20 protein-coding genes and 1 riboswitch are annotated in these 23,137 nt (G+C 71.2%); of the genes, 18 read left to right on the top strand and 2 right to left on the bottom strand.

Annotated elements, in window-relative coordinates:
* Positions 1-16 precede the first annotated feature (16 nt).
* Positions 17-724, bottom strand: coding sequence for a hypothetical protein (locus ACFV2O_RS20045; RefSeq protein ID WP_356965187.1), 708 nt, complete (start codon positions 722-724; stop codon positions 17-19).
* 385 nt (positions 725-1,109) lie between these two features.
* A riboswitch (SAM riboswitch) is annotated at positions 1,110-1,203 on the top strand.
* 27 nt (positions 1,204-1,230) lie between these two features.
* Between ACFV2O_RS20045 and ACFV2O_RS20040 the strand changes: the two genes are divergently transcribed.
* The 14 genes from ACFV2O_RS20040 (at position 1,231) to ACFV2O_RS19975 (ending at position 15,757) form a co-directional block, all read left to right on the top strand.
* A complete protein-coding gene (locus ACFV2O_RS20040; protein WP_379253082.1) occupies positions 1,231-2,238 on the top strand; it encodes an amino acid ABC transporter permease in 1,008 nt (335 codons plus the stop codon).
* Positions 2,235-3,002: an amino acid ABC transporter ATP-binding protein gene (locus ACFV2O_RS20035; RefSeq protein WP_379253081.1), complete on the top strand. Its 768-nt coding sequence runs from the start codon at positions 2,235-2,237 to the stop codon at positions 3,000-3,002. Before ACFV2O_RS20040 ends, ACFV2O_RS20035 begins: the two co-directional genes overlap by 4 nt.
* 14 nt (positions 3,003-3,016) lie before the next feature.
* Positions 3,017-3,979 (top strand): ABC transporter substrate-binding protein, encoded by a 963-nt coding sequence (locus ACFV2O_RS20030; RefSeq protein ID WP_379253080.1) that lies wholly within the window; start codon positions 3,017-3,019, stop codon positions 3,977-3,979.
* Between the two features lie 4 nt (positions 3,980-3,983).
* On the top strand, positions 3,984-4,499 hold the full coding sequence (locus tag ACFV2O_RS20025) for a GNAT family N-acetyltransferase (protein ID WP_379253079.1): 516 nt from the start codon (positions 3,984-3,986) through the stop codon (positions 4,497-4,499).
* A complete protein-coding gene (locus ACFV2O_RS20020) occupies positions 4,496-5,608 on the top strand; it encodes an LLM class flavin-dependent oxidoreductase (protein WP_379253078.1) in 1,113 nt (370 codons plus the stop codon). Before ACFV2O_RS20025 ends, ACFV2O_RS20020 begins: the two co-directional genes overlap by 4 nt.
* Positions 5,605-7,224, top strand: a complete 1,620-nt coding sequence (locus ACFV2O_RS20015) for an ABC transporter substrate-binding protein (RefSeq protein ID WP_379253077.1) — start codon at positions 5,605-5,607, stop codon at positions 7,222-7,224. The genes ACFV2O_RS20020 and ACFV2O_RS20015 overlap by 4 nt, the downstream gene beginning before the upstream one ends.
* Before the next feature lie 2 nt (positions 7,225-7,226).
* Complete coding sequence (locus tag ACFV2O_RS20010) at positions 7,227-8,231, top strand: ABC transporter permease (protein ID WP_355079611.1); 1,005 nt, start codon at positions 7,227-7,229, stop codon at positions 8,229-8,231.
* Positions 8,232-8,374: 143 nt separating this feature from the next.
* On the top strand, positions 8,375-9,172 hold the full coding sequence (locus tag ACFV2O_RS20005; protein WP_379253118.1) for an ABC transporter permease: 798 nt from the start codon (positions 8,375-8,377) through the stop codon (positions 9,170-9,172).
* On the top strand, positions 9,169-10,791 hold the full coding sequence (locus tag ACFV2O_RS20000) for a dipeptide ABC transporter ATP-binding protein (protein ID WP_379253076.1): 1,623 nt from the start codon (positions 9,169-9,171) through the stop codon (positions 10,789-10,791). Before ACFV2O_RS20005 ends, ACFV2O_RS20000 begins: the two co-directional genes overlap by 4 nt.
* A 176-nt stretch (positions 10,792-10,967) precedes the next feature.
* Positions 10,968-11,300, top strand: coding sequence for a hypothetical protein (locus ACFV2O_RS19995; RefSeq protein WP_379253075.1), 333 nt, complete (start codon positions 10,968-10,970; stop codon positions 11,298-11,300).
* Positions 11,300-12,433: an LLM class flavin-dependent oxidoreductase gene (locus ACFV2O_RS19990; RefSeq protein WP_379253074.1), complete on the top strand. Its 1,134-nt coding sequence runs from the start codon at positions 11,300-11,302 to the stop codon at positions 12,431-12,433. Before ACFV2O_RS19995 ends, ACFV2O_RS19990 begins: the two co-directional genes overlap by 1 nt.
* Positions 12,430-13,800: an NtaA/DmoA family FMN-dependent monooxygenase gene (locus tag ACFV2O_RS19985; protein ID WP_379253073.1), complete on the top strand. Its 1,371-nt coding sequence runs from the start codon at positions 12,430-12,432 to the stop codon at positions 13,798-13,800. The genes ACFV2O_RS19990 and ACFV2O_RS19985 overlap by 4 nt, the downstream gene beginning before the upstream one ends.
* Positions 13,797-14,603, top strand: a complete 807-nt coding sequence (locus tag ACFV2O_RS19980; RefSeq protein WP_379253072.1) for a DUF1684 domain-containing protein — start codon at positions 13,797-13,799, stop codon at positions 14,601-14,603. Before ACFV2O_RS19985 ends, ACFV2O_RS19980 begins: the two co-directional genes overlap by 4 nt.
* On the top strand, positions 14,600-15,757 hold the full coding sequence (locus ACFV2O_RS19975; RefSeq protein ID WP_379253071.1) for an LLM class flavin-dependent oxidoreductase: 1,158 nt from the start codon (positions 14,600-14,602) through the stop codon (positions 15,755-15,757). The genes ACFV2O_RS19980 and ACFV2O_RS19975 overlap by 4 nt, the downstream gene beginning before the upstream one ends.
* Before the next feature lie 363 nt (positions 15,758-16,120).
* On the opposite strand, the gene ACFV2O_RS19970 is transcribed toward ACFV2O_RS19975, so the two are convergent.
* Positions 16,121-17,122, bottom strand: a complete 1,002-nt coding sequence (locus tag ACFV2O_RS19970; RefSeq protein ID WP_379253070.1) for a methylenetetrahydrofolate reductase — start codon at positions 17,120-17,122, stop codon at positions 16,121-16,123.
* Between the two features lie 185 nt (positions 17,123-17,307).
* Between ACFV2O_RS19970 and ACFV2O_RS19965 the strand changes: the two genes are divergently transcribed.
* From ACFV2O_RS19965 to ACFV2O_RS19950, 4 genes are all read left to right on the top strand, one after another.
* Positions 17,308-18,441: a polyprenyl synthetase family protein gene (locus ACFV2O_RS19965; RefSeq protein WP_379253068.1), complete on the top strand. Its 1,134-nt coding sequence runs from the start codon at positions 17,308-17,310 to the stop codon at positions 18,439-18,441.
* Positions 18,442-18,463: 22 nt separating this feature from the next.
* Entirely contained in the window at positions 18,464-20,047 is a 1,584-nt protein-coding gene (crtI, locus tag ACFV2O_RS19960) for a phytoene desaturase family protein (RefSeq protein ID WP_379253067.1), read from the top strand.
* Positions 20,048-20,110: 63 nt separating this feature from the next.
* Positions 20,111-21,832 (top strand): alpha-(1->6)-mannopyranosyltransferase A, encoded by a 1,722-nt coding sequence (locus tag ACFV2O_RS19955; protein WP_379253066.1) that lies wholly within the window; start codon positions 20,111-20,113, stop codon positions 21,830-21,832.
* Positions 21,829-22,848 carry a phytoene/squalene synthase family protein gene (locus ACFV2O_RS19950; RefSeq protein WP_379253065.1) on the top strand — a complete coding sequence of 340 codons (1,020 nt, stop codon included), beginning with the start codon at positions 21,829-21,831 and terminating at the stop codon, positions 22,846-22,848. Before ACFV2O_RS19955 ends, ACFV2O_RS19950 begins: the two co-directional genes overlap by 4 nt.
* The last annotated feature ends 289 nt before the right edge of the window (positions 22,849-23,137 follow it).

Below are 23,137 nucleotides of genomic sequence, written 5' to 3'. Positions count from 1 at the left end.
CGCGGTGACGGAAATCTCATGGCACCGGGGTGATTCCCACCGTCGGCAGGAAGAAGCAGGACTTGGCGCCGTTCTGCACCGTGCCGAACATCGCGGCGAGCACGGTGCCCTTCCCGGTGTCCACCGGGACCGCGCGCACCCCGCCCATCGGGAGGGACGCGACGAGGAAGTCCCGGATCGCCTGCTCGGCCGCGGGCCGCTGGTCCGGCGGAACGGCCGCGGGAACCATCGAACGCGCGACCTCGGGCAGCGGCCCCATGGCGGCGGTGCCACTGCGACCGGTACTCAGGTTCAGCCAGCTCACCTGCATTCCGGCGGTATTCGGGCCGTCCGGTCCGAGCCCGTAGGGCACGAAGGTGAACATGGCCTGCCCGGCCTTGACGGCGCTGAGGTCCTGGCCGGGGATCTGGACGGTGGTCTTCGGCCACGGCCCCGGAATGGCGCCTGCCACGGCGGGCGCCAGACCGGCCGTGGTGTTGTCGAGGCAGAACGCCGACGCGCTCGGGTAGGCGAACGGCTGGATACCGAGCGCGCGCAACGCGTCGAGCGCGGCTTGATACGCGCCGAACAGGTCACCGGGGGCAGCGATCGGCACGGAGTCCTCGGGAAACGCGGGAATCGTGGCATCCGGAGCCGCGAACGCGGCCCCCGGCCCGGCGAGCACGAAGGCGATCGAACTGGTCGCGACAGCGGACAACTGGGTCAGACGGCGCAATATGGTCACGAAACCTCCTCATCGGCGGAACGATCGAGGGGGACAGTACTCCGGCAAACGCAATCAGCAGCCGAGATTGCACACAGCAATTTCGTGGCGAGTCCTGTTTGCCCGGAACGGACCTCCGCGTCGCCCACCGGCGTTCCCCAGCGTCGGCGATAGCCGTATGCTGCATCGGACCATCCCAGTCCGGCGCCACGCGCCCTGGATCGGCGAAGCGCGGAAACTCACCTCGCCCTCGGCAGAGCAGCGCACGCCCGGTTACTACAAAGATCCGATGAATCGGCGTCGACAAGATCTACGCTCACGGTGATTACTTCTCTTGTTCCAGGCTTCCCTTGCTGGGCATCATGATTCGGCTCGCCCCTGACATCCGTTGGAGGGGGGTCGGCGCCAACCATCCAGAGCGACCGAGAGACCTGGCTCGTCGACGTCGCAGCAACCCCCCGGTCACCGGGTGCGGGTGCTTCCGCCGGGACCGATGGAGGAACCGAAGTGATCATCGAGGACCCGTCATGAGCGCGTCCACCGCGCCGGACGCCGCCCCCGAGGCCGCCGCGCCGACCGAACCGGACCCGACCGGAACACCGGCCCCCGCCGAGACCGGCACGACGCCGACCGTCGCGAAGACCCGGCATCCCTGGCGCTGGGTGATCAGTGCCGTCGCGCTGATCCTGCTCGCCCAGTTCGTGCACGGGCTGGCCACCAATCCCGGCTGGGATTGGCCGACGTTCGCGCGGTACATCACGGCCGAGTCGGTGCTGTCGGCGCTGCGGGTCACCTTGGAGCTGACCGCGTGGGGCACGGCGCTGGGTTTTCTGCTCGGCACCGCGCTCGCGATCGCCCGGCTGTCGAACAATCCGGTGCTGCGGGTGATCGCGTGGGTCTACATCTGGGCATTCCGCTCGATCCCGCTGATCGTGCAGCTGCTGTTCTGGTTCAACATCGCCTACCTGTATCGGACCCTTTCGGTCGGCATCCCGTTCGGGCCCGCGCTGTTCACCTTCGAGGTGAACGGGGTGATCAGCGGTTTCACCGCCGCCGTGATCGGCTTGGCGCTGCATCAGGCGGCGTATTCGGCCGAGATCATCCGGGCCGGGTTCATCTCGGTGGACGCTGGTCAGCTGGAAGCCGCCGCCGCCCTGGGGATTCCACGGCTGCGGCAATTCCGCACGGTGGTGGTGCCGCAGGCGATGCGCTCGATCCTGCCGAACGCGGCCAACGAGGTGATCAGCCTGTTCAAGGGCACCTCGATCGTGTCGGTGATGGCGATCGCCGAGCTGTTCTACCAGGTCCAGGTCATCTACGGGCGCAACGGACGGGTGGTGCCGCTGCTGATGGTCGCGACGGTCTGGTACATCGTGCTCACCACGGTGCTCTCGGTGGCGCAGTACTACATCGAACGCCACTACGCCAAGGGCGCGCACCGCACGCCGCCGCCGACGCCGCTGCAACGCGCGTGGCGGAAGCTGCGCGAGGTCGCCGAGGCCGGTCCCGCCGCACCGCGCGGAGCGACCCGATGAACGCCACACCCGCCGTGCAGGTCCGCGGCGTCCGGAAATCCTTCGGCTCGCACGAAGTGTTGCGCGGCATCGATCTCACCGTGCGATCCGGCGAGGTGGTGGCCGTGATCGGCCCGTCCGGGTCGGGCAAGTCGACCCTGCTGCGCGTGGTGAACCATCTGGAGACGCTGGACGCGGGCACCGTGCACATCGACGGCGAGCTGATCGGATATCGGCTGCGCCGCGACCGCTTGCACGCGCTGCCCGACCACGCGGTGCGCAAGCAGCGCTCCCGGATCGGCTTCGTCTTCCAGCAGTTCAATCTGTTCCCGCATCTGACCGTGCTCGACAACGTCACGCTCGCACCGCTGTCCGCGCAGCGGCGCGATCGGACCGAGGTGGAGCGCGAGGCACGCCTGCTGCTGGATCGGGTCGGCATCGGACACCTGGCGGACGCGTATCCGCGCAGGCTGTCGGGCGGGCAGCAGCAGCGGGTGGCGATCGCCCGCGCGCTGGCGCTGCGCCCCCGCGTGATCCTGTTCGACGAGCCCACCTCCGCGCTGGACCCGGAACTGGTCGGCGAAGTGCTCGACGTGATCCGCGATCTGGCGCACGGCGGCACCGCGCTGGTGATCGTCACCCACGAGATCGGCTTCGCTCGTGAGGTCGCCGACACCGTGGTGTTCCTCGACGAGGGCGTCATCGTCGAGCAGGGCCCGCCCTCGGTCGTTCTCGATCATCCCGAACACCCGCGCACTCGCGCGTTCCTTTCCCGAGTCCGTTGACGAACAGGTATCCGATGAAGTTCTCCGCCCTGGTCACCGCCGCCGCGACCGCGGTCGTGCTGCTGCTGGCCACCGGCTGCACCGACCCCGAGGCGGACAGCGCCGCGCAGCCCGCCGGTTCGGTCACCTTCGACCTCTCCCCCGCCCAGTCCGGCCGCGTTCGCACCGCCAAGGTCGATGCCATCGCCGCCGAGGTGCCGAAGGCGATCCGCGACCGCGGCACGCTGGTCGTGACCGGCACGTCCGGGGCAGCGCCGCCGCTGCGGTTCTACGCCACCGACGACCGGACGGTGGTCGGCTCGGAGATCGACTTCGCCTCGCTGGTCGCCGACATCCTCGGCCTGAAACTCGACGCGCAGGTGGCCGATTGGTCGCAGAACTTCGTGCGGGTGGACTCCGGTGAGGTGGACGCGTTCATCTCCAACGTCACCGTCACCGAGGAACGCAAGGAGAAGTACGACTTCGCGACCTACCGCAAGGACAACGTCGCGCTGGAGGTGCCGATCCAGAGCAAGCTGGAATACAAGGATCGGACGAGCCTGGCGGGCAAGCGGATCGGCGTCGGCAGCGGCACCAACCAGGAGCAGCTGCTGGTGAAGTGGAACGAGCAGAACCGGGCCGAGGGCCTGCCCCCGATCGACATCGCCTACTTCCAGCAGACCACCGACTACTACCTGGCGCTGGCCTCGCAGCGGCTCGACGGCTACCTCGGCCCGAACCCGACGGCGATCTACCACGCGGCCACCGCGAAGCAGACCAGGATCGTGGGCACCTTCTCCGGCGCGGGCGAGGCGCTGCAAGGCGAGATCGCGGTGCTCACCAAGAAGGACAGCGGGCTGATCACCGCCGTGCAGCACGCGCTGGCCTACGCCATCGAGCACGGCACATATCAGCAGGTGATCGACCGTTGGGGCCTGCAGAGCGAGAAGGTCACCGAATCGCGGATCAACCCGCCCGGCCTGCCGAAGAAGCGCTGAGCCGATGACACAACCGCTCTCGACCCCGACGCTGCGCGTGCACCGCGTCGCCCAGGACGACCCCCTGGCCGCGCCCCTGCTCGCCGAACTCGCCCTCGAGTACAGCAGCCGCTACGGTCGCACGCCCGGCGAGGTGCACGCCTCGTTGCGCGAGCACCCGGCCACCGCGTTCGCGCCGCCGCACGGCGCGCTGCTGGTCGTCACCCGCGACGGAGAAGTGGTGGCGGGCGGTGCGTTCCAGCGCTACGACGCGCACACCGCGGAGCTGAAGCGGATCTGGACCTCGCGGGAGCACCGCAGGCAAGGGCTCGGGCTGTTCGTACTCGAGCAGCTGGAAGCCGAGATCGCGCGCCGCGGCTACCGGCGGATCTACCTGACCACCGGACCGCGTCAGCCCGAAGCGGTCGCCCTCTATCTCGCCGCCGGTTACCGCGCGCTCTACGACCCGGACCTGCCCGCGGAACAGATCGGGCCGCATCCCTTCGAGAAGCAGCTGCCCGCACTGGGAGCGATCGCGTGAAGTTCCTGCTGTTCACCTTGGTGACCCGGGTACCCGACCCGCGGACCGGCCGCCTGCCCGGCACCCGGGAACGCCTGCGCGACGTCGTCGGCCAGGCGCGACTGGCCGAGGAACTGGGCTACGACGGGTTCGCCGTCGGCGAGCGGCACGAGGAGCCGTTCCTGTCCGCCGCGCCGCCGGTCATCCTGTCCCACCTGGCCGCCCTCACCTCGCGGATCACGCTGTTCACCGCGGTGACCACGCTGAGCCTGCTCGACCCGGTGCGCGCCTTCGAGGACTACTCCACGCTGGACAACCTGTCCGGCGGGCGGCTCGAGCTGATCATCGGCAAGGGCAACGGCGCCGCACAGGCGCAGCTGTACCACGTCACGCCCGACGACCAGTGGGACCGCAATCGCGAAGGCTACGAACTGTTCCGCGCCCTGTGGGCCGGTGACAACGTGACCTGGTCGGGGCGCTTCCGTCCGCCGCTGCGCGAGGCCAAAGCACTGCCGCGGCCGTGGCAGCCGAAGATCCGGATCTGGCACGGCAGCGCCACCAGCCGGGAATCGGTGGAACTGGCCGCGCGCCACGGTGATCCGCTGTTCTCGGCGAACGTCACCAACCCGATCGAGCCGTATGCCGAGCTGGTGCGCCACTACCGGGAACGCTGGGCGTTCCACGGCCACGACCCCGCCGACGCGCTGGTCGGCGCGGGCACCGCCAGATTCCAGGTGTCGCGCACCTCGCAGGAGGCGCTCGCGGCCTACGCGCCGATCTTCGAAGCGCGGCTGGCGCTGGCGCGCGAACGGGGGCTGCCGGTGGTGTTCGAGACCCTCGACGACTACGTGGCCCGCAGTTCGGCGCTGATCGGCAGCCCGGAGCAGGTGATCGACAAGGTCGGCCGCCAGCACGAGCGCCTCGGCCACGAGGTGATCCACCTGTCCGCCGAACGCGACGGCCGCCCCGAGCGGCAGTACCTGGACGGCCTCGAGCTGTTCCAGGCCGAGGTGGCGCCCGAATTGCGCCGCCGCATCCCCAGCCGACCGTTGGCGACCGGTGTCGCCGATACCGACCCCGACCAGGGCGAGGAACTCGCCCGCCCCGAAGTATCTGGAGTTGCCCCGTGATCCGAACCCGTCACCGAATCGTCGCGCTGGCCGGCGCGCTCGCCGCGGCCACCACCGTGGCCGCCTGCGGCAGTGATTCGGCCGCGCCCGGCGGCGACGCGGGCCCGCCCCAGCCGGGCGGTGTACTGCGCTACGGCCTTTCCCAGGCGCCGACCTGCTCGGATCCCGCCCAGGCGGGCACCAATCAGACGCTCTACGTCGCCCGGCAGATCGTGGATTCGCTGACCGACCAGGACCCGGCCACCGGCGAGCTGAAGCCGTGGCTGGCGCAGAGCTGGGAGACGAGCCCCGACGCGAAAGTCTTCACCTTCCACCTCGTCGACGGCGTCACCTTCAGCGACGGCACGCCGCTCACCGCCGACTCGGTGCGCAACACGTTCGATTCGGTCGTGAAGATCGGCTCGGGCAAGGCGCCGCTGGGCAGCAGCTACCTCACCGGCTACGTCGGGACCACGGCCGTGGACCGGCTCACCGCCCGGGTCGAGTTCAGCAAGCCCAACGCACCATTCCTGCAAGCGTCCTCGACCGCGGCGCTCGGCATCCTGGCCGACGTGACCACGGCCAAGCCTGCCGAGCAGCGCTGCCTCGGCGACAACGTCGGCAGTGGACCGTTCACCTACGCGGCCTACCGCCAGGACGCCGCGGTGACGCTGGCCAAACGGACCGGCTACCACTGGGGTTCGGCGGTGTTCGCCCATCGGGGCGAGGCCTACCTGGACAAGATCGAGTTCACCGTGGTGCCCGAATCCGGCGTCCGCACCGGCAGTCTCGCCTCCGGGCAGCTGGACGCGATCAGCGACGCGCTGCCGCAGGACGCTCCGCAGATCGAGGCGGCGGGTGGCCGGGTGCTCAGCACCGCCAACCCGGGTGTGCCGTTCGGCTTGCAGCTCAACGTCACCAGAGGTCCGTTGCGCGATCCGGCGGTTCGCCGGGCCCTGCTGCCCGCCATCGATCGCAAGCAACTGGTCGACACCGTGCTCGGCCCCCAGTTCAAGCCCGCCACCAGCACACTCGCCAGCACCACACCCGGCTACACCGACCTCTCCGCGCGTCTGGCCTACGACCCGGCGAAGACGCGCACGCTCCTGGATCAGGCCGGGTGGCTGCCCGGCGCGGACGGCGTCCGGGCGAAAAACGGCGAGCGGTTGTCGTTCTCGGTGCTGTTCAGCCAGGTGTTCGCGGGCAACCAAGCGATTCTCGAACTGGTGCAGCAGCAGTTGCGGCAGGTCGGCGTCGAGCTGAAGCTGGACCTGGTGTCGTCGGCGGAGGCCACGGCGCGCCAGAGCAGCAAGGATTTCGATTCCTTCTACGGCAACACCACCCGCGCCGACGGTGACATTCTGCGCACCACCTTCGGCCTCGAAGGGCGCAATCTCAACGCGCGCGGCCCCGTCCCCGCGTTGGACGACGCGCTGAACGGGCAGGTCAGCACCGTCGACGCCGCGACACGCAACGGGCTCATCCGCACCGCGCAGGAACAGGTGCTCGACGCCGGACTGCAGCTCCCGACCGTCGAGCTGTCCCAGGCGATCGGCGCGAGCGCGAACACGCGCGATCTGAAGTTCGAAGCCTCCGCCCGATTGCAGTTCTTCGACACCTGGCTGAGCGGACGATAGTCATGGCGCGCTATCTGGCCCTGCGGGCACTGCAGGCGATCTGGGTGCTGTGGGCGGCGTTCACGCTGTCGTTCGTTGTGCTGTACCTGCTGCCCGCCGACCCGATCTCGATCGCGGCCGACGGCGGCGGCGCAGGCACGCCGGTGGACAAGGCCGCCATCGCCGAGATGCAGGCCCGCTACGGGCTGGATCGGCCGCTGTGGGAACAGTATTCGACCGCGCTCGGCCACGCCGTGCGCGGCGACCTCGGGCATTCCATCGCGACCGGGCAGCCGGTCACCGGCGCGATCGGTGACGCGCTGCCCGCCACGCTCGAATTGACCGGCACCGCATTGCTCTTCGCGGTCGTGGGCGGCGTCGCGCTGGCGTTCGCGGCCACCCAGACCCGGCGGCCGTGGCTGCGCAACGCCTTGGCCGCGCTGCCGTCACTCGGCGTCTCGGTGCCGACCTTCTGGACCGGACTGCTACTGCTGCAAGTGTTCTCGTTCCAATTGCGGCTGGCTCCGGCATTCGGCGGACACGGTTTCGCCGGCACGGTGCTGCCCGCCCTCACCCTGGCCCTGCCGATCGGCGCGGTCATCGCACAAGTGCTCACCGCCGGGTTGGAGACGACCTGGCGTCAGCCGTTCGTCGACGTGGCCCTGGCCAAGGGTGGGTCGCGCTGGTGGGTGCGGCGCACGCACGTGCTGCGCCCGGCCAGTGTGCCCGCGTTCACCATCGCGGGGGTCCTGGTCGGCAACATGCTCGCCGGATCGGTGGTGGTGGAGACGGTCTTCGCCCGCCAAGGCGTCGGGCGGCTGACCCAGACCGCGGTGCTGGCGCAGGACATCCCGGTGGTGCAGGGCATCGTGCTGCTCACCTCGGTGGTGTTCGTCAGCGTGAATCTGGCGGTGGACCTGCTGTATCCGCTGCTCGACCCGCGCATCGCCGCCCGCTCTCGCGGTGTGCGCGGCGAGTCCGAGCAGACCGCCGCCGACACCGCCGAGGAGGCGATCGTCCGTGCCTGACCCCGCTCCCGTCATTCGTACCGCCGGGCTCCTGCTCGGCGCACCACTCGCCGAGGGGGTACGGACTCGTGGTTGACGTCACCGAGGAACAGCGCGCAGCGGTGCTGACCGGTCTGCGACGACCGGCCGTGCGGTGGAAGACTTTGCGCGGCAACGCCGGACTGCTGGTGGCGGGCGCAGTCGCGCTGCTCGCCGTCGGGTGGGCGGTGGCGCCCTCGGTCTTCGCCGGTGGCGACCCGCTGACCGGCGTGCCCGCGCAGAAGTTGCAGAGCCCCAGCGCTCGACACTGGTTCGGCACCGACAATCTCGGGCGCGATCTGTACACCCGGATGGTGCACGGCGCCGGGCTCTCGCTGACCGCCACCCTGGCCGCGGTGGGCATCGCGCTGGTCGCCGGGGCGCTGCTCGGGCTGTTGTCCGGCGCGGTCGGCGGCGTGGTGGACGCCGTCGTCATGCGGCTGGTCGACGTGCTGCTGTCGGTGCCCTCGCTGCTGCTGTCGCTCGCGCTGGTCACCGCGCTCGGCTTCGGCACCCGCAACGTGGCGCTGGCGGTGGGCATTTCGCTGGTGGCCAACTTCGCCCGCGTGATGCGATCGGAAGTGCTGCGGGTGCGCCAGGCGGTGTACGTGGAGGCCGCCCACGCCGCGGGCGCGCGCTGGTACACGGTGCTGGCCAGGCACGTGCTGCCCAATTCCATCCAGCCCGTACTCGCCTTGGCCGCGGTGGAATTCGGCATGGCGGTGCTGGCCGTGTCGGCGCTGAGCTTCCTCGGCTACGGCGCGAAGCCGCCCACGCCCGAGTGGGGCACGCTGATCTCCGAGGGCCGCAACTATCTCGCGACCGCGTGGTGGATGACCACCCTCCCCGGTCTCGTCATCATCGCCGTCGTGCTCGCCGCGCAACGCCTCGGCCGCGCGATCGGGAAGGGAGAACGCGCGTGAGCGCCCCCGAATCTCCACTGCTGCACGTCGAGGACCTGCGGGTTCGTTACCGCTCGGACACCGGCCCGGTCACCGCGCTCGACGGTGTGTCACTCACCGTGGCCCGCGGCGAGGTGGTGGCGCTGGTCGGCGAGTCCGGTTCCGGCAAGTCGACGCTCGCCCACGCCGTGATCGGCCTGCTCGGCGCGAACGCCGAGATCGCGGGTGGCACCGTGACCTTCGACGGCGCCGTGGTCGACACGGGCTCCGAACGCGCGCTGCGGCGGCTGCGGGGAGCGCGCATCGGCTTCGTCCCGCAGGACCCCGGGCTGTCGCTGAATCCGGTCCGGCGAATCGGCGACCAAGTGGCCGAATCGCTGCTGGTACACGGACTGGCCGACCGCAAAGCGGCACGGGCGCGGGCGATCGAGCTGCTGACCGACGCCGGACTGGACCGGCCCGAACTACGGGCCACCCAGTACCCGCACGAGCTTTCCGGCGGGCAGCGCCAGCGGGTGCTGATCGCCTCGGCGCTGGCCTGCGCACCGGACCTGGTCATCGCCGACGAGCCGACCAGCGCGCTCGACGCGACCGTGGCGCGCCGGGTACTGGATCGGCTCGCCGAGCAGATCGCGGCGCGCGGCACGGCGGTGCTGCTGATCACCCACGATCTGGCCGTCGCCGCCGAACGCGCGGACCGTCTGGTCGTGCTCAACGGCGGCGAGGTGGTGGAAAGCGGCGCCACCGCCGAACTGCTGGCCACGCCGCACCACCCGTACACCAAGCGCCTGCTCGCCGCCTCACCCAGCCTCGCGCCCGCCGACGGCTACCGCGAGCCCAAGCCCAGGACGGGCGAGCCGCTACTGGTCTTGCGCGAGGTGCACAAGACCTTCCGGGCGCACGGGGGCGACAGCGTGACGGCGGTGGCCGGGGTCGGTTTCGAACTCGGTCGCGGCGAGACCCTCTCGCTGGTCGGTGAATCCGGATCGGGCAAGTCCACCACCGCGCGGATCGCGCTGCGGCTCACCGAACCCGACCGCGGCGAGGTCACCTTCGACGGGCAGTCGCTGTCGCGGGCACGCGGGTCGCGGCTGCGCGCACTGCGCAAACGCTTCCAGGTGGTGTACCAGAACCCCTACGCCTCACTGGATCCGCGTTGGCGGGTCGGTGCGATCGTCGAGGAACCGTTGCGCGCGTTCGGCGTCGGGAACCGCGCGCAGCGCCGCGACCGCGTGGCGGAACTGCTCGCGCAGGTCGCGCTCCCGCCCGGTTTCGCCCAGCGCAGGCCCGCCGAGTTGTCCGGAGGACAGCGTCAGCGCGTCGCCATCGCCCGGGCGCTGGCGCTGCATCCGGAACTGCTGGTGCTCGACGAACCGGTCTCCGCGCTGGACGCCTCGGTGCAGGCGCAGATTCTCGAATTGCTCGACCAGCTGCAGGCCGAGTTGTCGCTGAGCTACCTGTTCATCTCGCACGATCTGGCTGTGGTGCGCCGCATCAGCGATCACGTCGCGGTGCTGCGGCACGGCCGCATCGTCGAATCCGGCCGCACCGCCGAGATCTTCGGCGATCCGCGACACGAGTACACCCGTGAACTGTTGTCGGCCATACCGGCGCCCGCCCTGGCGAAAGGCGTGTCCTGATGCCGAATCCGACCTACCGCCACAGCCGCGTGCTGAACCGGCGGCGCTGGGCTCCGTGCCGCAGCCGCCCGGAACCCGCCGTCTCGTCCTCCGCGATTACCCCTCCCCGCTCACCGGAGCCCACTACCGGCCACAAGCCGAGCACGTGGTGGCACCGACCGAAAAGGATCGCCCTGATGGTGTACTCCGCCTTCAACCGGAAGCCCGACGCCGACGCCGAACCGGCCGCCGCGCCGGACGTTCCAGCCGACCCCGCCGCCTTCGAAGCCGACCCGGCCCGCTGGTGGCGCACCCGCCTGCGCGCCCCGCGCGCCGCCGAGATCGCCGGTAACGCGCGGGTACACGCGGTCGCACCGGTCCGCGCCGAGCGGGACCGCCGCGTCGTCCGCTCCTCGCCCGGCATACGCGCCGCGCTGTGGCAGCAGGCGTTGTTCTCGGCCCCCGACGTCGCGGGAGCGGGCACGCACCCGGCGCTGCGGCAGCAGATCGACGCGGAGGGCACGGCCTGATGACGGATTCCGGCCTCTTCCTCGCCGTCGAGGCGGCGGGGACCGGCGCGCACCCCGCGTCCTGGCGGCGTGCCGACTCACGCGCCGAAGACCTGTTCACCGGGCGGTACTGGGTCGATCTGATCGTCGCGGCCGAGCAGGCGGGCGTCGACGCGGTGTTCCTGCCCGACTCGTTCGGCTTGCAGCCCGGCGGCCCCGGCGCCACCCGGGGCAGGCTCGACGCGGTCGCGATCGCCGCCCGCGTAGCCGCCGCCACTCACCGCGTCGGCCTGATCCCGCAGGCGCCGGTCACCCACACCGAGCCGTTCCATCTGGCGAAGGCGTTCCAGAGCCTGGATTTCGCCACGCTCGGCCGGGCGGGCTGGGAGGTCACCGTTTCCGAAGGAGACGAGCAGGCGCGGGCGTTCGGACGCAAACCGGCACAGGAGGCGGCCGCGCTGTGGCACGAGGCCGACGAGGCGATCGAGGTCGTCACCCGGCTGTGGGACAGCTGGGAGGACGACGCGGAGATCCGCGACGCCGCGACCGGCCGCTTCGTCGACCGGGACAAACTGCACTACATCGACTTCACCGGCGACAACTTCGCGGTGAAGGGGCCATCGATCACTCCGCGCTCGCCCCAGGGTCAGCCGATCGTCGCGGTGCGCGCGGACGGCGCGGCCGACACCGAGGTCGCGCTGCGCCGCGCCGACCTGGTCCGGATCGACGCGGCGGATCTCGACGCGGCGCGAGCGCGGCGCACCGAAGTGCGTGCTGCGCTGACGGCCGCGGGACGCGACCCCGACAGCGTGCAGGTGCTGCTTGATCTGGACATTCATCTGGCGGACTCCCCGCACACGGCACGCGTGGACGTCCACACTCTGGACAGCTGGGCCGACCCGGTCCGCACCCCCGCGCCGACCGCCCTGCGCCACGTCGGGACCACCGCGACGCTGCGTGAACTGCTCGCGGACGTGGCCGCCGCCGAGGCCGCCGACGGCGTGGTCCTGCGCCCCCTCGCGCTTCCCTCCGCCGTGCGCCAGCTGTCCGCACTGGACCGGAAACCGCAGCCCGCCAGCACTTTACGCGCTCGCCTCGGCCTGCCCCGCCCGGCGAGCCGCTACGCCACCAGCACGGAAGGCACGCCGTCGTGACCGACAAGCCCCGCAAGCCCGTCCACCTCGCCGCCCACTTCCCCGGCGTGAACAACACCACCGTCTGGAGCGATCCCGAGTCGGGCAGCCAGATCGATTTCGCGTCGTTCGAGCATCTGGCGCGGACCGCCGAGCGCGGCCTGTTCGACTTCTTCTTCCTCGCCGAAGGACTGCGTCTGCGCGAACACCTCGGCCGCATCCACGATCTGGACGTCGTGGGCAGGCCGGACACCTTCACCGTGCTCAACGCGCTGGCCGGGGTGACCGAGAAGCTGGGGCTTGCGGGCACCATCAACAGCACCTACAACGAACCGTTCGAGCTGGCCAAGCAATTCGCCTCGCTCGACCACCTCTCCGGCGGGCGCGCGGCCTGGAACGTCGTGACCTCCTCCGACGCGTTCACCGGTGCGAACTTCCGGCGCGGCGGCTATCTCGAGCACGGGCAGCGCTACCGCCGCGCGGCCGAGACCGTCGAGGTGACCCGGGCGTTGTGGGACAGTTGGGCCGCGGACTCCCTGGTCGTCGATCGGGAGGCCGGGGTGTTCGCCCGCGACATCCCGGAAACCCGGCATCGCGGAACGCAATTCGACATCGCCGCCCGATTCGTGCTCCCGCCGAGCCCGCAAGGCCACCCGGTGCTGCTGCAGGCGGGCGACTCCGACGACGGCCGGGAATTCGGCGCGGCCACGGCCGACGCGATCTTCACCGGCCACGGCACACTGGCGGACGGGCAGCGCTTCTACGCCGATCTCAAGGGCCGCCTGGCCAAATACGGGCGCACCCCCGACGAGCTGAAGATCCTCCCGGCCGCGACCTTCGTCCTCGGAGACACCGAGGCCGAAGCCGAGGAGCGCGCCCGGCGCATCCGCCTGCAGCAGGTCGGTCCGCAGACCGCGATCGCCTTCCTCGAGCAGGTCTGGGGCCGCGACCTCTCCGGCTACGACCCGGACGGCCCGCTGCCGGACGTCGAGCCCGCCGACGACGTCACCGTCACCCGCGGCCGCGTACGGCACGCCAAGGACCCCCGGGCGGTCGCCGAGGCTTGGCGGGCCAAGGCGGAAGCGGGCGGGCTCAGCATCCGGGAGCTGATCATCGAGGTCACCGCGCGCCAGCAGTTCATCGGCACGCCCGCGTCGGTCGCCGAGCAGATCGACACCTACGTGCAATCCGACGCCGCCGACGGATTCATCCTGGTCCCGCACCTCACCCCGCACGGGCTCGACGAGTTCGTCGACCGGGTCGTCCCGGAACTCCAGGAGCGCGGCAGCTTCCGCACCGAGTACGCCGGAACCACCTTGCGCGACCACCTCGGCCTGCGCCATCCCCACCGTCGCACCACCGCCCACGAAGGAGCCATAGCGTCATGACCACCAGCATCACCAGCGTTTTCGAGACCGAGTGGGCGCGCTGGCACCACGCGCGCGAGGACCAGTTGCGCGACCCGCTCGGCTTTCTCAGCCTGACCGGGCTGCACTGGCTCACCGACCGCCCCGAGCGGCTGCCGGATGTCCCCGGCACCTGGTGGGTCACCGACGAGAAGGTGTTCATCACCGCCCAGCCCGCCGACCGGCTGGAGTACGACGGGCTCGGCATCGCCGGCGTGCAGATCGTCACCCCCGCCGAAGGCGCGCCCGGACTGCACGTCCGGCAGGAGCGCCGGGTGCTCGAGGTGATCCGCCGCACAGGTCGCTACGCCGTCCGGGTGCACGACCCGGCCTCCCCCGCCCTGCTCACCTTCGACGGCATCCCGTCGTATCGACCCGATCCACGCTGGGTGCTCTCCGGGCGGTTCACCCCGTTCGAGGAACAGCGGACCGTGGTCACCGGCGCGGTGATCGAGGGACTCGAACACCACCACAGCGCCGCGGGCACCATCGAATTCCGCATCGGCGAGGTGACCGAACGGGTCGTCGCGTTCGGCGACCGGAACGACCTGCGCGTGCTGTTCACCGACGCGACCAGCGGTGTGACGACCTACCCGGCCGCACGGTCACTGACCGTGGGCGCACCGGAGGCGGACGGCACGGTGGTGCTGGACTTCAACCGCGCGGCGAATCTGCCGTGCGCATTCACCGATTTCGCGACCTGCCCGGTGGCGCCCGCGCAGAATCGGCTGCGCGTGGCCATCGAAGCGGGCGAGCAGGATCCGCGGCAGGGGCGTGCGGCATGAGCGGGTCCGTTCCCCTATCGATCCTGGACCTGTCCCCGATCAGCGCGGGCTCCACCGCGCAGCAGGCGCTGCGCAACACCGTCGATCTGGCCCAGCACGCCGAACAGTGGGGCTACCACCGGTACTGGCTGGCCGAGCACCACTTCGTCAGGGTGGCAAGTTCCTCCTCGATCACCCTGATCGGCTTGGTCGCCGCGGCCACCAAGCGCATCCGCGTGGGTTCGGCGGCCGTGCAGGTGGGTCATCACACCTCGGCCTCGATCGTGGAAGCGTTCGGCACGATCGACGCGCTGTACCCGGGCCGGCTCGACCTGGGGCTGGGCCGGTCGGGTCATCGGCGCAGCCAGTTCGGGGCCGAAGCCGGGCGCAACAAGGGCGGTAAACCGGTGGTCGACGCGGTGACGGGGCGCACCGAGATCCGCGACGGCGTGGTCGTTCCGCCGCCGTTCGACCCGGGCCGCATCCTGGACCGATCGAAATTCATCGCCTCGGTGGGCGCGTTGCAGCAGCGCGGCGCGGAGCCGCTGGATTTCGCCGAGCAGATCGGCGAGGTGCGCGCCCTGTTGGCCGGTAGTTTCGTCAGCCCGGAAGGCGTTGCGCTGCACGCTGTTCCCGGTGAGAACGCACAGGTGCGGCTGTGGCTGTTCGGCAGTACCGGCGGCGAGAGCGCGGAGCTGGCCGGGCGGCTGGGGCTGCCGTTCGCCGCGGCCTATCACGTCTCGCCGGGCACCGCGCTGGACGCGATCGAGGCGTATCGCGCGGCGTTCCGCCCGTCCGCCGACTTGGCCGAGCCGTACGTGGTGATCTCCGCGGACGTGGTCGTGGCCGAGGACGACGCGACCGCACAGCGGCTGGCCGCCAGTTACGGTCACTGGGTGCACAGCATCCGCAGCGGGGCGGGCGCGGCCGACTATCCCGATCCGGCGACCATCGCGCCGCTCACCGCGGAGCAGCGGCGTCTGGTCGACGACCGCCTTGCCACCCAGTTCGTGGGATCACCCGGCACGGTCGCGGAACGGCTCGCCGCGCTGCAACGCGTCAGCGGGGCGGACGAGTTGCTCGTCACCACGATCACTCATCAGCACGCCGATCGCCTGGAATCGTATCGGCTGCTCGCCGAGGCATGGGGACTGCGCGCGGCTCGCGCCGCCTGACCGGGGCCCTAGCCGGTGCGTCCTCGTGCGCACCGGCAGACTCCGGGATCATTCGCCTGGGTTACATCGATCGGCGTCTGCCCGGGCCGCACCGGCACCGGAGCGCCGCACGCTACCGCTGAACGCGATTCGGCCCGACGCGTGTTCCGGACGACCGCCCGACCGGTGATCGCCGACTCGGCCCGACGCGTGTTCCGGACGACCACCCAACCGGTGATCGCCGACTCGGCCCGACGCGTGTTCCGGACGACCACCCAACCGGTGATGGGCCGTTCGACTCGACATGCGTTCCGGACGACCGCCCGTACGCACCGCTGAACACCGTCGGCTCGGCGCGCCCTGTTCAGAGGGCCCCGTGCGCGGTCAGGCGCTGACCGGAGTCGCCGTGACGCCGTAACCGAGGTTGGTCAGCACCTCGCTGGTCGCCTTGGCGAAATTGAGCGTGATGAAGTGCAGGCAGGGCGCGCCCTCGTCGATCAGCCGCTGCGCGATCTCGGTGGCGATCTCGATGCCCGCCGCGCGCACCGCCGCGGCGTTCTCCGCACCGTCGTCGCCCGCCGCCTTGCGCAGCCGGTCCAGCACGGCGGCGGGCAGCGGCCTGCCACACAGTTCCTCGGCGCGCTGCACCGTGCGCAGCGACGTGATGGGCATCAGCTCCGGAATGATCGGCTTCGCGCCCTCGATCGGGTCGAGCGCGACGAGGCGATCGCGCAGACGTAGATAGTGCTCGACGTCGAAGAACATCTGGGTGATCGAATACTCCGCTCCCGCTCGCAGTTTCGCGGCCAGGAACGCGGTGTCGGTCGCCAGGTCCGGCGAGCGGTGGTGGCCCTGCGGGAAGGAGGCCACGCCGACGTGGAAATCGCCGAGGTCGCGCACGATGCGCACCAGCTCCTCGGCGTAGGAGACGCCGTCGGGATGCTTGTGCCACTCGCCGAGCGGGTCACCGGGCGGGTCGCCGCGCAGCACCAGGATGTTGCGGATGCCCGAGTCGGCGTACGCGCCGACCAGCGAGCGCAGCTCCGCGACGCTGTGCTCCACCGCGGTCAGGTGCGCGACCGGCAGCAGCGTCGTCTCCTGCGCCAGCTGCCCGGTCACGCGGACAGTGCGGTCGCGAGTGGAACCGCCCGCGCCGTAGGTCATCGATACGAACGCGGGGTGCATGCACTCGAACTGCCGGACGGCGCGCCACAGCCGCGCTTCGGCGGCGGCGTCGCGCGGCGGATTGAACTCCACGGAGAACGGCACCGCGTGCCCCGCGTGCGCCCGCAGACTCTCCACGACCGACGGTGTGGCGGAGACGTTCGGGTGCGTCCGGGACGCCCGGCCAGGGGTCGAGCCGCCCCGCACGTTGTCGAAAGTCACCGGTTCAGTGTAGAGGTGGCCGGTGGCGGCCCTGTCGGGTCGCTCGGACCCTCCGCGTATTCTTCGCATCGGGCGAGTTGTTCGCCACGCCGAGCGACACGCGCGACCGCCCCTCGCTCGGCCCCGAATCATCCGCAGCGCCCGGGCACCCTCCGCGACCCCGTGCGTCCACCATCCGCACGACCTTGGAGGCTCCTCTGTCCGCCGCAACCGGTACTCAGACGCCGCGCCCAGCGGTGCCGCAGCCGGGCACCCCCGCCTTCGTCACCGCCGTGGAAGACGCCCTGACCCATTTCTTCACCACCCGCCGCGCGACGACCGAGCGCCTCGGCCCGGTCTTCGTCGAGGCCACCGACGCACTCGAGCAGTTCGTGCTCCGCGGCGGGAAACGCACCCGGCCCGCGTTCGCGTGGACCGGCTGGCTCGGAGCGGGCGGCGATCCGCACGCCCCCGACGCCGCCGCGGTGCTCACCGCGTGCTCCGCGCTCGAGCTCGTCCAGGCGTGCGCGCTGGTCCACGACGACATCATCGACTCCTCCCGCACCCGCCGCCGCTTCCCCACCGTGCACGTCGACTTCGAGCAGCGCCACCGCGACCGCGGATGGTACGGCGACTCGGCGCACTTCGGCGCCAGCGTAGCCATCCTGATCGGCGATCTGGCGCTGTCCTGGGCCGATGACATGGTGCACGCGTCCGGCCTCGCCCCGGCGGCCATCGCCCGGTTCGCGCCGGTGTGGGCCGACATGCGCACCGAGGTGCTCGGCGGCCAGCTGCTCGACATCAGCGGCGAGGCGGGCGGCGACGAATCGGTCGAGGCCGCGCTGCGGATCAACCGCTACAAGACCGCCGCCTACACCGTCGAACGCCCGCTGCATCTCGGCGCCGCGATCGCCGCAGCGGGTCAGGAGCTGATCGAGGCCTACCGCGAGTTCGGCACCGCGATCGGGATCGCCTTCCAGCTGCGCGACGACCTGCTCGGCGTGTTCGGCGATCCGGCGGTCACCGGCAAGCCCTCCGGCGACGACCTGCGCGAGGGCAAGCGCACCGTGCTGCTGGCCGAGGCGCTGCGGCGCGCCGACGACGCCGATCCCGCCGCGGCCGCGCTGCTGCGCTCGAGCGTCGGCACCGACCTGAGCGCGGAGCAGGTGCAGCGGCTGCGCGCGCTGCTGGTCGAACTCGGCGCGGTCGACGAAGTGGAGCGCCGCATCACCGAACTCACCGACACCGGCCTGGCGGCCATCGAGGCCAGCTCGGCGACGCCCGCGGCCAAGGAACGGCTGCGCGCCATGGCGCTGGCCGCCACCAAGCGTGCCGCGTGAGCGCCACGGCGAGGAGACTCCGATGAGAACCGTTGCGGGACCGACCGATCGCGTCGTGGTGGTCGGTGCGGGACTGGCCGGGCTTTCGGCCGCCCTGTATCTGACCGGTGCGGGTCGCACGGTGACGCTGCTCGAGCGGGCCGACCACCCCGGTGGCCGGGTCGGACGCTATCGGGGCGCCGACTACGACATCGATTCCGGCGCCACCGTCCTCACGCTGCCCGAACTGATCACCGACGCGCTCGCCGCCGTCGGCCGCGCCCCGGAGACCTGCGTGCCCCCGCTGCGCATCCACCGGCTGGCTCCTGGCTATCACGCCCGGTTCGCCGACGGCGCCGAGATCAGGGTCTTCGCCGATCCGGACGCGATGGCCGCTGAAGTCGAGCGGGCCTGCGGCCCGGCCGAGGCACGGGGATACCGGCGGCTGCGCGCCTGGCTGGCGCGGGTCTACGCGGCCGAGTTCACCGAGTTCATGGACACCAACTTCGACTCGCCGCTGGATATGGTGCGCGTCCCCGAGAAGCGCCGCGCCCTGGCCGAATTGGTGCGACTCGGCGGCTTCGGCAGGCTCGGTCCCCGGGTGCGCGGGTTCCTGCGGGACCCGCGCCTGGCGCGACTGTTCACCTTCCAGGCGCTCTACGCGGGCATGCCGCCCGCGCGGGCGCTCGCCGTGTACGGCGCGATCCCGCACATGGACACCTCGCTCGGCGTGTATTTCCCCGAGGGCGGGATGCGGGCGATCGCCGCCGCGCTGGCGCAGGCGTTCACCGAGGCGGGCGGCACGCTGGAACTGAACGCCGAAGTGGTCGGTATCGACTACGCGGACCGCCGCGCCCGGCGCGCTCGCACCGCCGACGGGCGTTCGTTCGACTGTGACGCGCTGGTGCTCACCGCGGATCTCGGCTCGCTCGACCGGCTCGGCGTGCGGCCCCGGCGCGGGCTGCGCGCTTCGCCGTCGGCGGTCGTCGCGCACGGCACCGTCCCCGCCGCCGTCGCGGCGGACTGGCCGGTGCAGGCACACCACACCATCGAGTTCGGGCAGGCCTGGGATCGGACATTCGCCGAGATCACGGCCCGCCGGGGCCGCGGCAGGCTGATGAGCGACCCCTCGCTGCTGCTGACCCGGCCCGCGCTGACCGATCCGAGCCTGTTCATCGAACGCGCCGACGGACGTCACGAGCCGTTCTCCCTGCTGGCGCCGTGCCCGAATCTTTCGGCGGCGCCGCTGGACTGGCCGCGTCTCGGCCCCGCCTATCTCCGCGAGCTGCTCGCCGTGCTGGAAGCGCGCGGTTATCGGGGCATCGCCGAGCATTTCGCCGTCGACCGGCTCGACACACCGCGGACGTGGCTCGACCGCGGCATGCTCGCGGGCACACCGTTCTCCGCCGCTCACCTCTTCCGCCAGACCGGTCCCTTCAGGCCGAGCAATTTCCCGCGTTCCAGCGACAACGTGGTTATCGCTGGTTGCGGCACCACTCCCGGTGTGGGCGTGCCGACCGCCCTGCTCTCCGGAAAACTGGCGGCAAACCGTATTGCCCGCGCGATCGCGCCCACTTCGCCTGGAACCCCGCGCACCAGCCGGATAGTGTTCGAGGCGACGCCGTAAACTAAGCGCCGACCTATTCGCTCGCGGTTGCGACCGCCGACCATTCGGGGGGACCGACACCAGATGGCATCCCCCGAAACGCGCACCGCAGAGGCCGCCTCCGCCGGTGACATCCACTCCTCGTCGCCCGCCTCCGCAGGTCGCGAATCGGCCACCCCCCGCGGTGTCCTGTGGTGGGTCCGCACCTCCGCCGACTTCGCCAGAAGCCCCGAGGGCCATGCCGCGCTGCTCGGCTTCTTCGGCGCGATCATGATCATGTTCGGCGGGTTCGGCGCGGGCAGCGTCCGCAAGCGGGACCCGCTGCTCGAGGCCATGCACCTGTCCTGGCTGCGGTTCGGGCACGGCTACGCGCTGTCGACCATCTGCATCTGGATCGGCGTGCTGCTCATGGTCACCGCGTGGGTGCGGCTCGGGCGCGCCACGATCGGCACGGGCGACCGGACCGACGCCGAGGTGACGCTGAACGAGTTGCGCGCCATCGTCGGCATCTGGATCGCGCCGCTGCTGTTCGCCGTGCCGATGTTCAGCCGCGACGCCTACTCCTACCTCGCGCAGGGCGCGCTGCTGCGCGACGGCTTCGACCCCTACCGGGTCGGTCCGGTGGCGAATCCCGGTGTGCTGCTGGACAACGTGAGCCCCGTGTGGACCACCACCACCGCGCCGTACGGCCCGGTGTTCCTGCTGCTCGGGCGCGCGATCACCGCCGTGACCGGCGACAACGTGGTGGCGGGCACCATCGCGATGCGGCTGGTCATGCTGCCCGGCCTGGCGCTGATGATGTGGGCGGTGCCGTATCTGACCAAGCACCTCGGCGGCAAGCCGACCGTCGCGCTGTGGCTGGCGGTGCTCAACCCGCTGGTACTCATCCACCTGATCGGCGGCGTGCACAACGAGATGCTGATGGTCGGCCTGATGTGCGCGGGCATCGCGCTGGTGCTGGAGCGCCACCATGTGGCGGGCATCGTCGTCGTCGCCATCGGCGTGGCCATCAAGGCCACCGCGGGCGTGGCGCTGCCGTTCCTGGTCTGGATCTGGATGCTGCACGAACGCGAACGCCGCGCCGCGCAGCGGGTCGGGCGCGACCCGGCGCACCTGCCCGCCAGCGAGCAACCCGGCGACGCCGCGGAGCCCACCGAGGACATGCCGCATCCCGCACTCATGTTCGGCAAGATCGCGGGGCTCGGTCTGAGCGTGTTCGCGGTCGTCTTCGTCGCCGCCTCGGCCATCGCGGGCGTCGGCATCGGCTGGCTGACGGCGTTGTCCGGGTCCAAGAAGATCATCAACTGGCTGTCGCTGCCGACCGTGATGGCGCACGCGGTCACCTGGATCACCCCGCTGCGGCTGGAATCGGTGCTCGAGGTGACCCGCGCGATGTGCGCGCTGGCCCTGGTCGCGGTGCTCGCGTGGACCTGGTGGCGGTTCCGGCACAGCGAGCGGGAGGCGGTGCTCGGCATCCTCATCGCGTTCGTCGCGATCGTCATCCTGTCGCCCGCCGCACTGCCCTGGTACTACTCGTGGCCGCTGGCGCTGGCCGCCGGGTTCGCGCTGTCCACCACGACACTGATGGCGCTGGTCGGCGTGTGCACCTGGCTCATGCTGGTCTTCCAGCCGGACGGTTCGATCGGCCTGTACAACTTCTGGCATGTCGTCGCCGCCACCTTCGCCGCGGTCGTGGCGGCGCTGTCGCTGCGCACAGTGGACCCGCTGCGCCTGCGCGCCACGCCGCCGGGCGATGTCGCGGCCACGCCCGGCGAGGCCACCGCTTCGCGCGCCGCCACCCCATGACCGAGGACCGCCTACCGGGTTCCGCGCTGCTGCCGCTCGCCTACCGCGAGTGCAGGCAGATCGCGGCCGCCCATGGCCGCACCTATTTCCTGGCCACCCGGCTGCTGTCGGCCGAACGACGACCCGCCGTGCACGCGCTGTACGCGTTCGCGCGCATGGTGGACGACGTCGTCGACCGGGCGGGCCGTTCCGCCGCGGCACACGATCGCGACCCGGCCGCGGAACTCGATCAGATCGAACGGGACCTGCGGGCCGCACTGGAATCGCGCCTCGGCAGCGCGAGCGCGGCAGCGCACGCTTCTTCCGCCGACCGGCAGAACGACCGGAGCTGGGAATCGGGCCCGCGGCCGCGCGCCCTCGTCCTGGCGGCGGTCACCCACACCATCCACCGTTACGACATTGCCGCGCAGCACTTCTGGACGTTCCTGGATTCCATGCGAATGGACGCGCCGGGCGCCCCGGCGTTCCGTAATCGCTACGCCACCATGGCGCAGCTGCGCGAATACATGCGCGGCTCGGCGGCCGCGATCGGCTTGCAGCTGCTGCCGGTGCTCGGCACGGTCGTCCCGGTGTCCGCGGCCGAGCCCGCCGCCGCCGCGCTGGGCGAGGCGTTCCAGCTGACCAACTTCCTGCGCGACGTCGCGGAGGATCTCGACCGCGACCGCGTCTACCTGCCCGCCGACGCCCTCGCCGCGTTCGGCGTCGACGACGCCCTGCTGTTCGAATGTCGCCGCACCGGCCGGACCGATCCGCGCGTCCGGCGTGCCCTCGCCCACCTCATCGCGGTCAACCGCGACCTCTACCGCCGCGCCGAACCCGGCATCGACCTGCTCGAACCGCGAGTACGCCCCGCCATCCGCACCGCGGCCACCCTCTACGCGGACATCCTGCACCACATCGAGCGCAGCGACTACGCCGTCTTCGACCACCGCGCGGTAGTCCCCCGCCACCACCGCCTCCGCATAGCCGCCACCGAATTCACCACCGCCACACTCCGTGGCCGCCTCACGCGCTGACCACGGCCCCGATTCTTTCGGCACTCGTCCGATCGCAGCTTCACGATCCATCCCTCCTCCGAGCGACGGCCCGGACAAGACGCCATCAGCGCCCCGCCACCGCCAACGAGGCCTCGCCCTGTCCAACGTAAGAGCACCAGCCCAACCTCCGAGCGCGGCCGAACCGACACGCCGCGCCGCGGTGCCCCCAGCGAGGACCTCCAGGCCGCTCGGCAACCGCGAAACCCCTGGTAGGGACGTCACCACCCGACACAACCACACACACCTCGACCACAGGATCCGAGCGACG

The sequence above is a fragment of the Nocardia sp. NPDC059691 genome, from assembly GCF_042733915.1.
Classification (GTDB): Bacteria; Actinomycetota; Actinomycetes; order Mycobacteriales; family Mycobacteriaceae; genus Nocardia; species Nocardia sichangensis.
The sequence above is the reverse complement of the archived record's forward strand: the minus strand, read 5'-3'. Positions and strand labels throughout refer to the sequence as shown.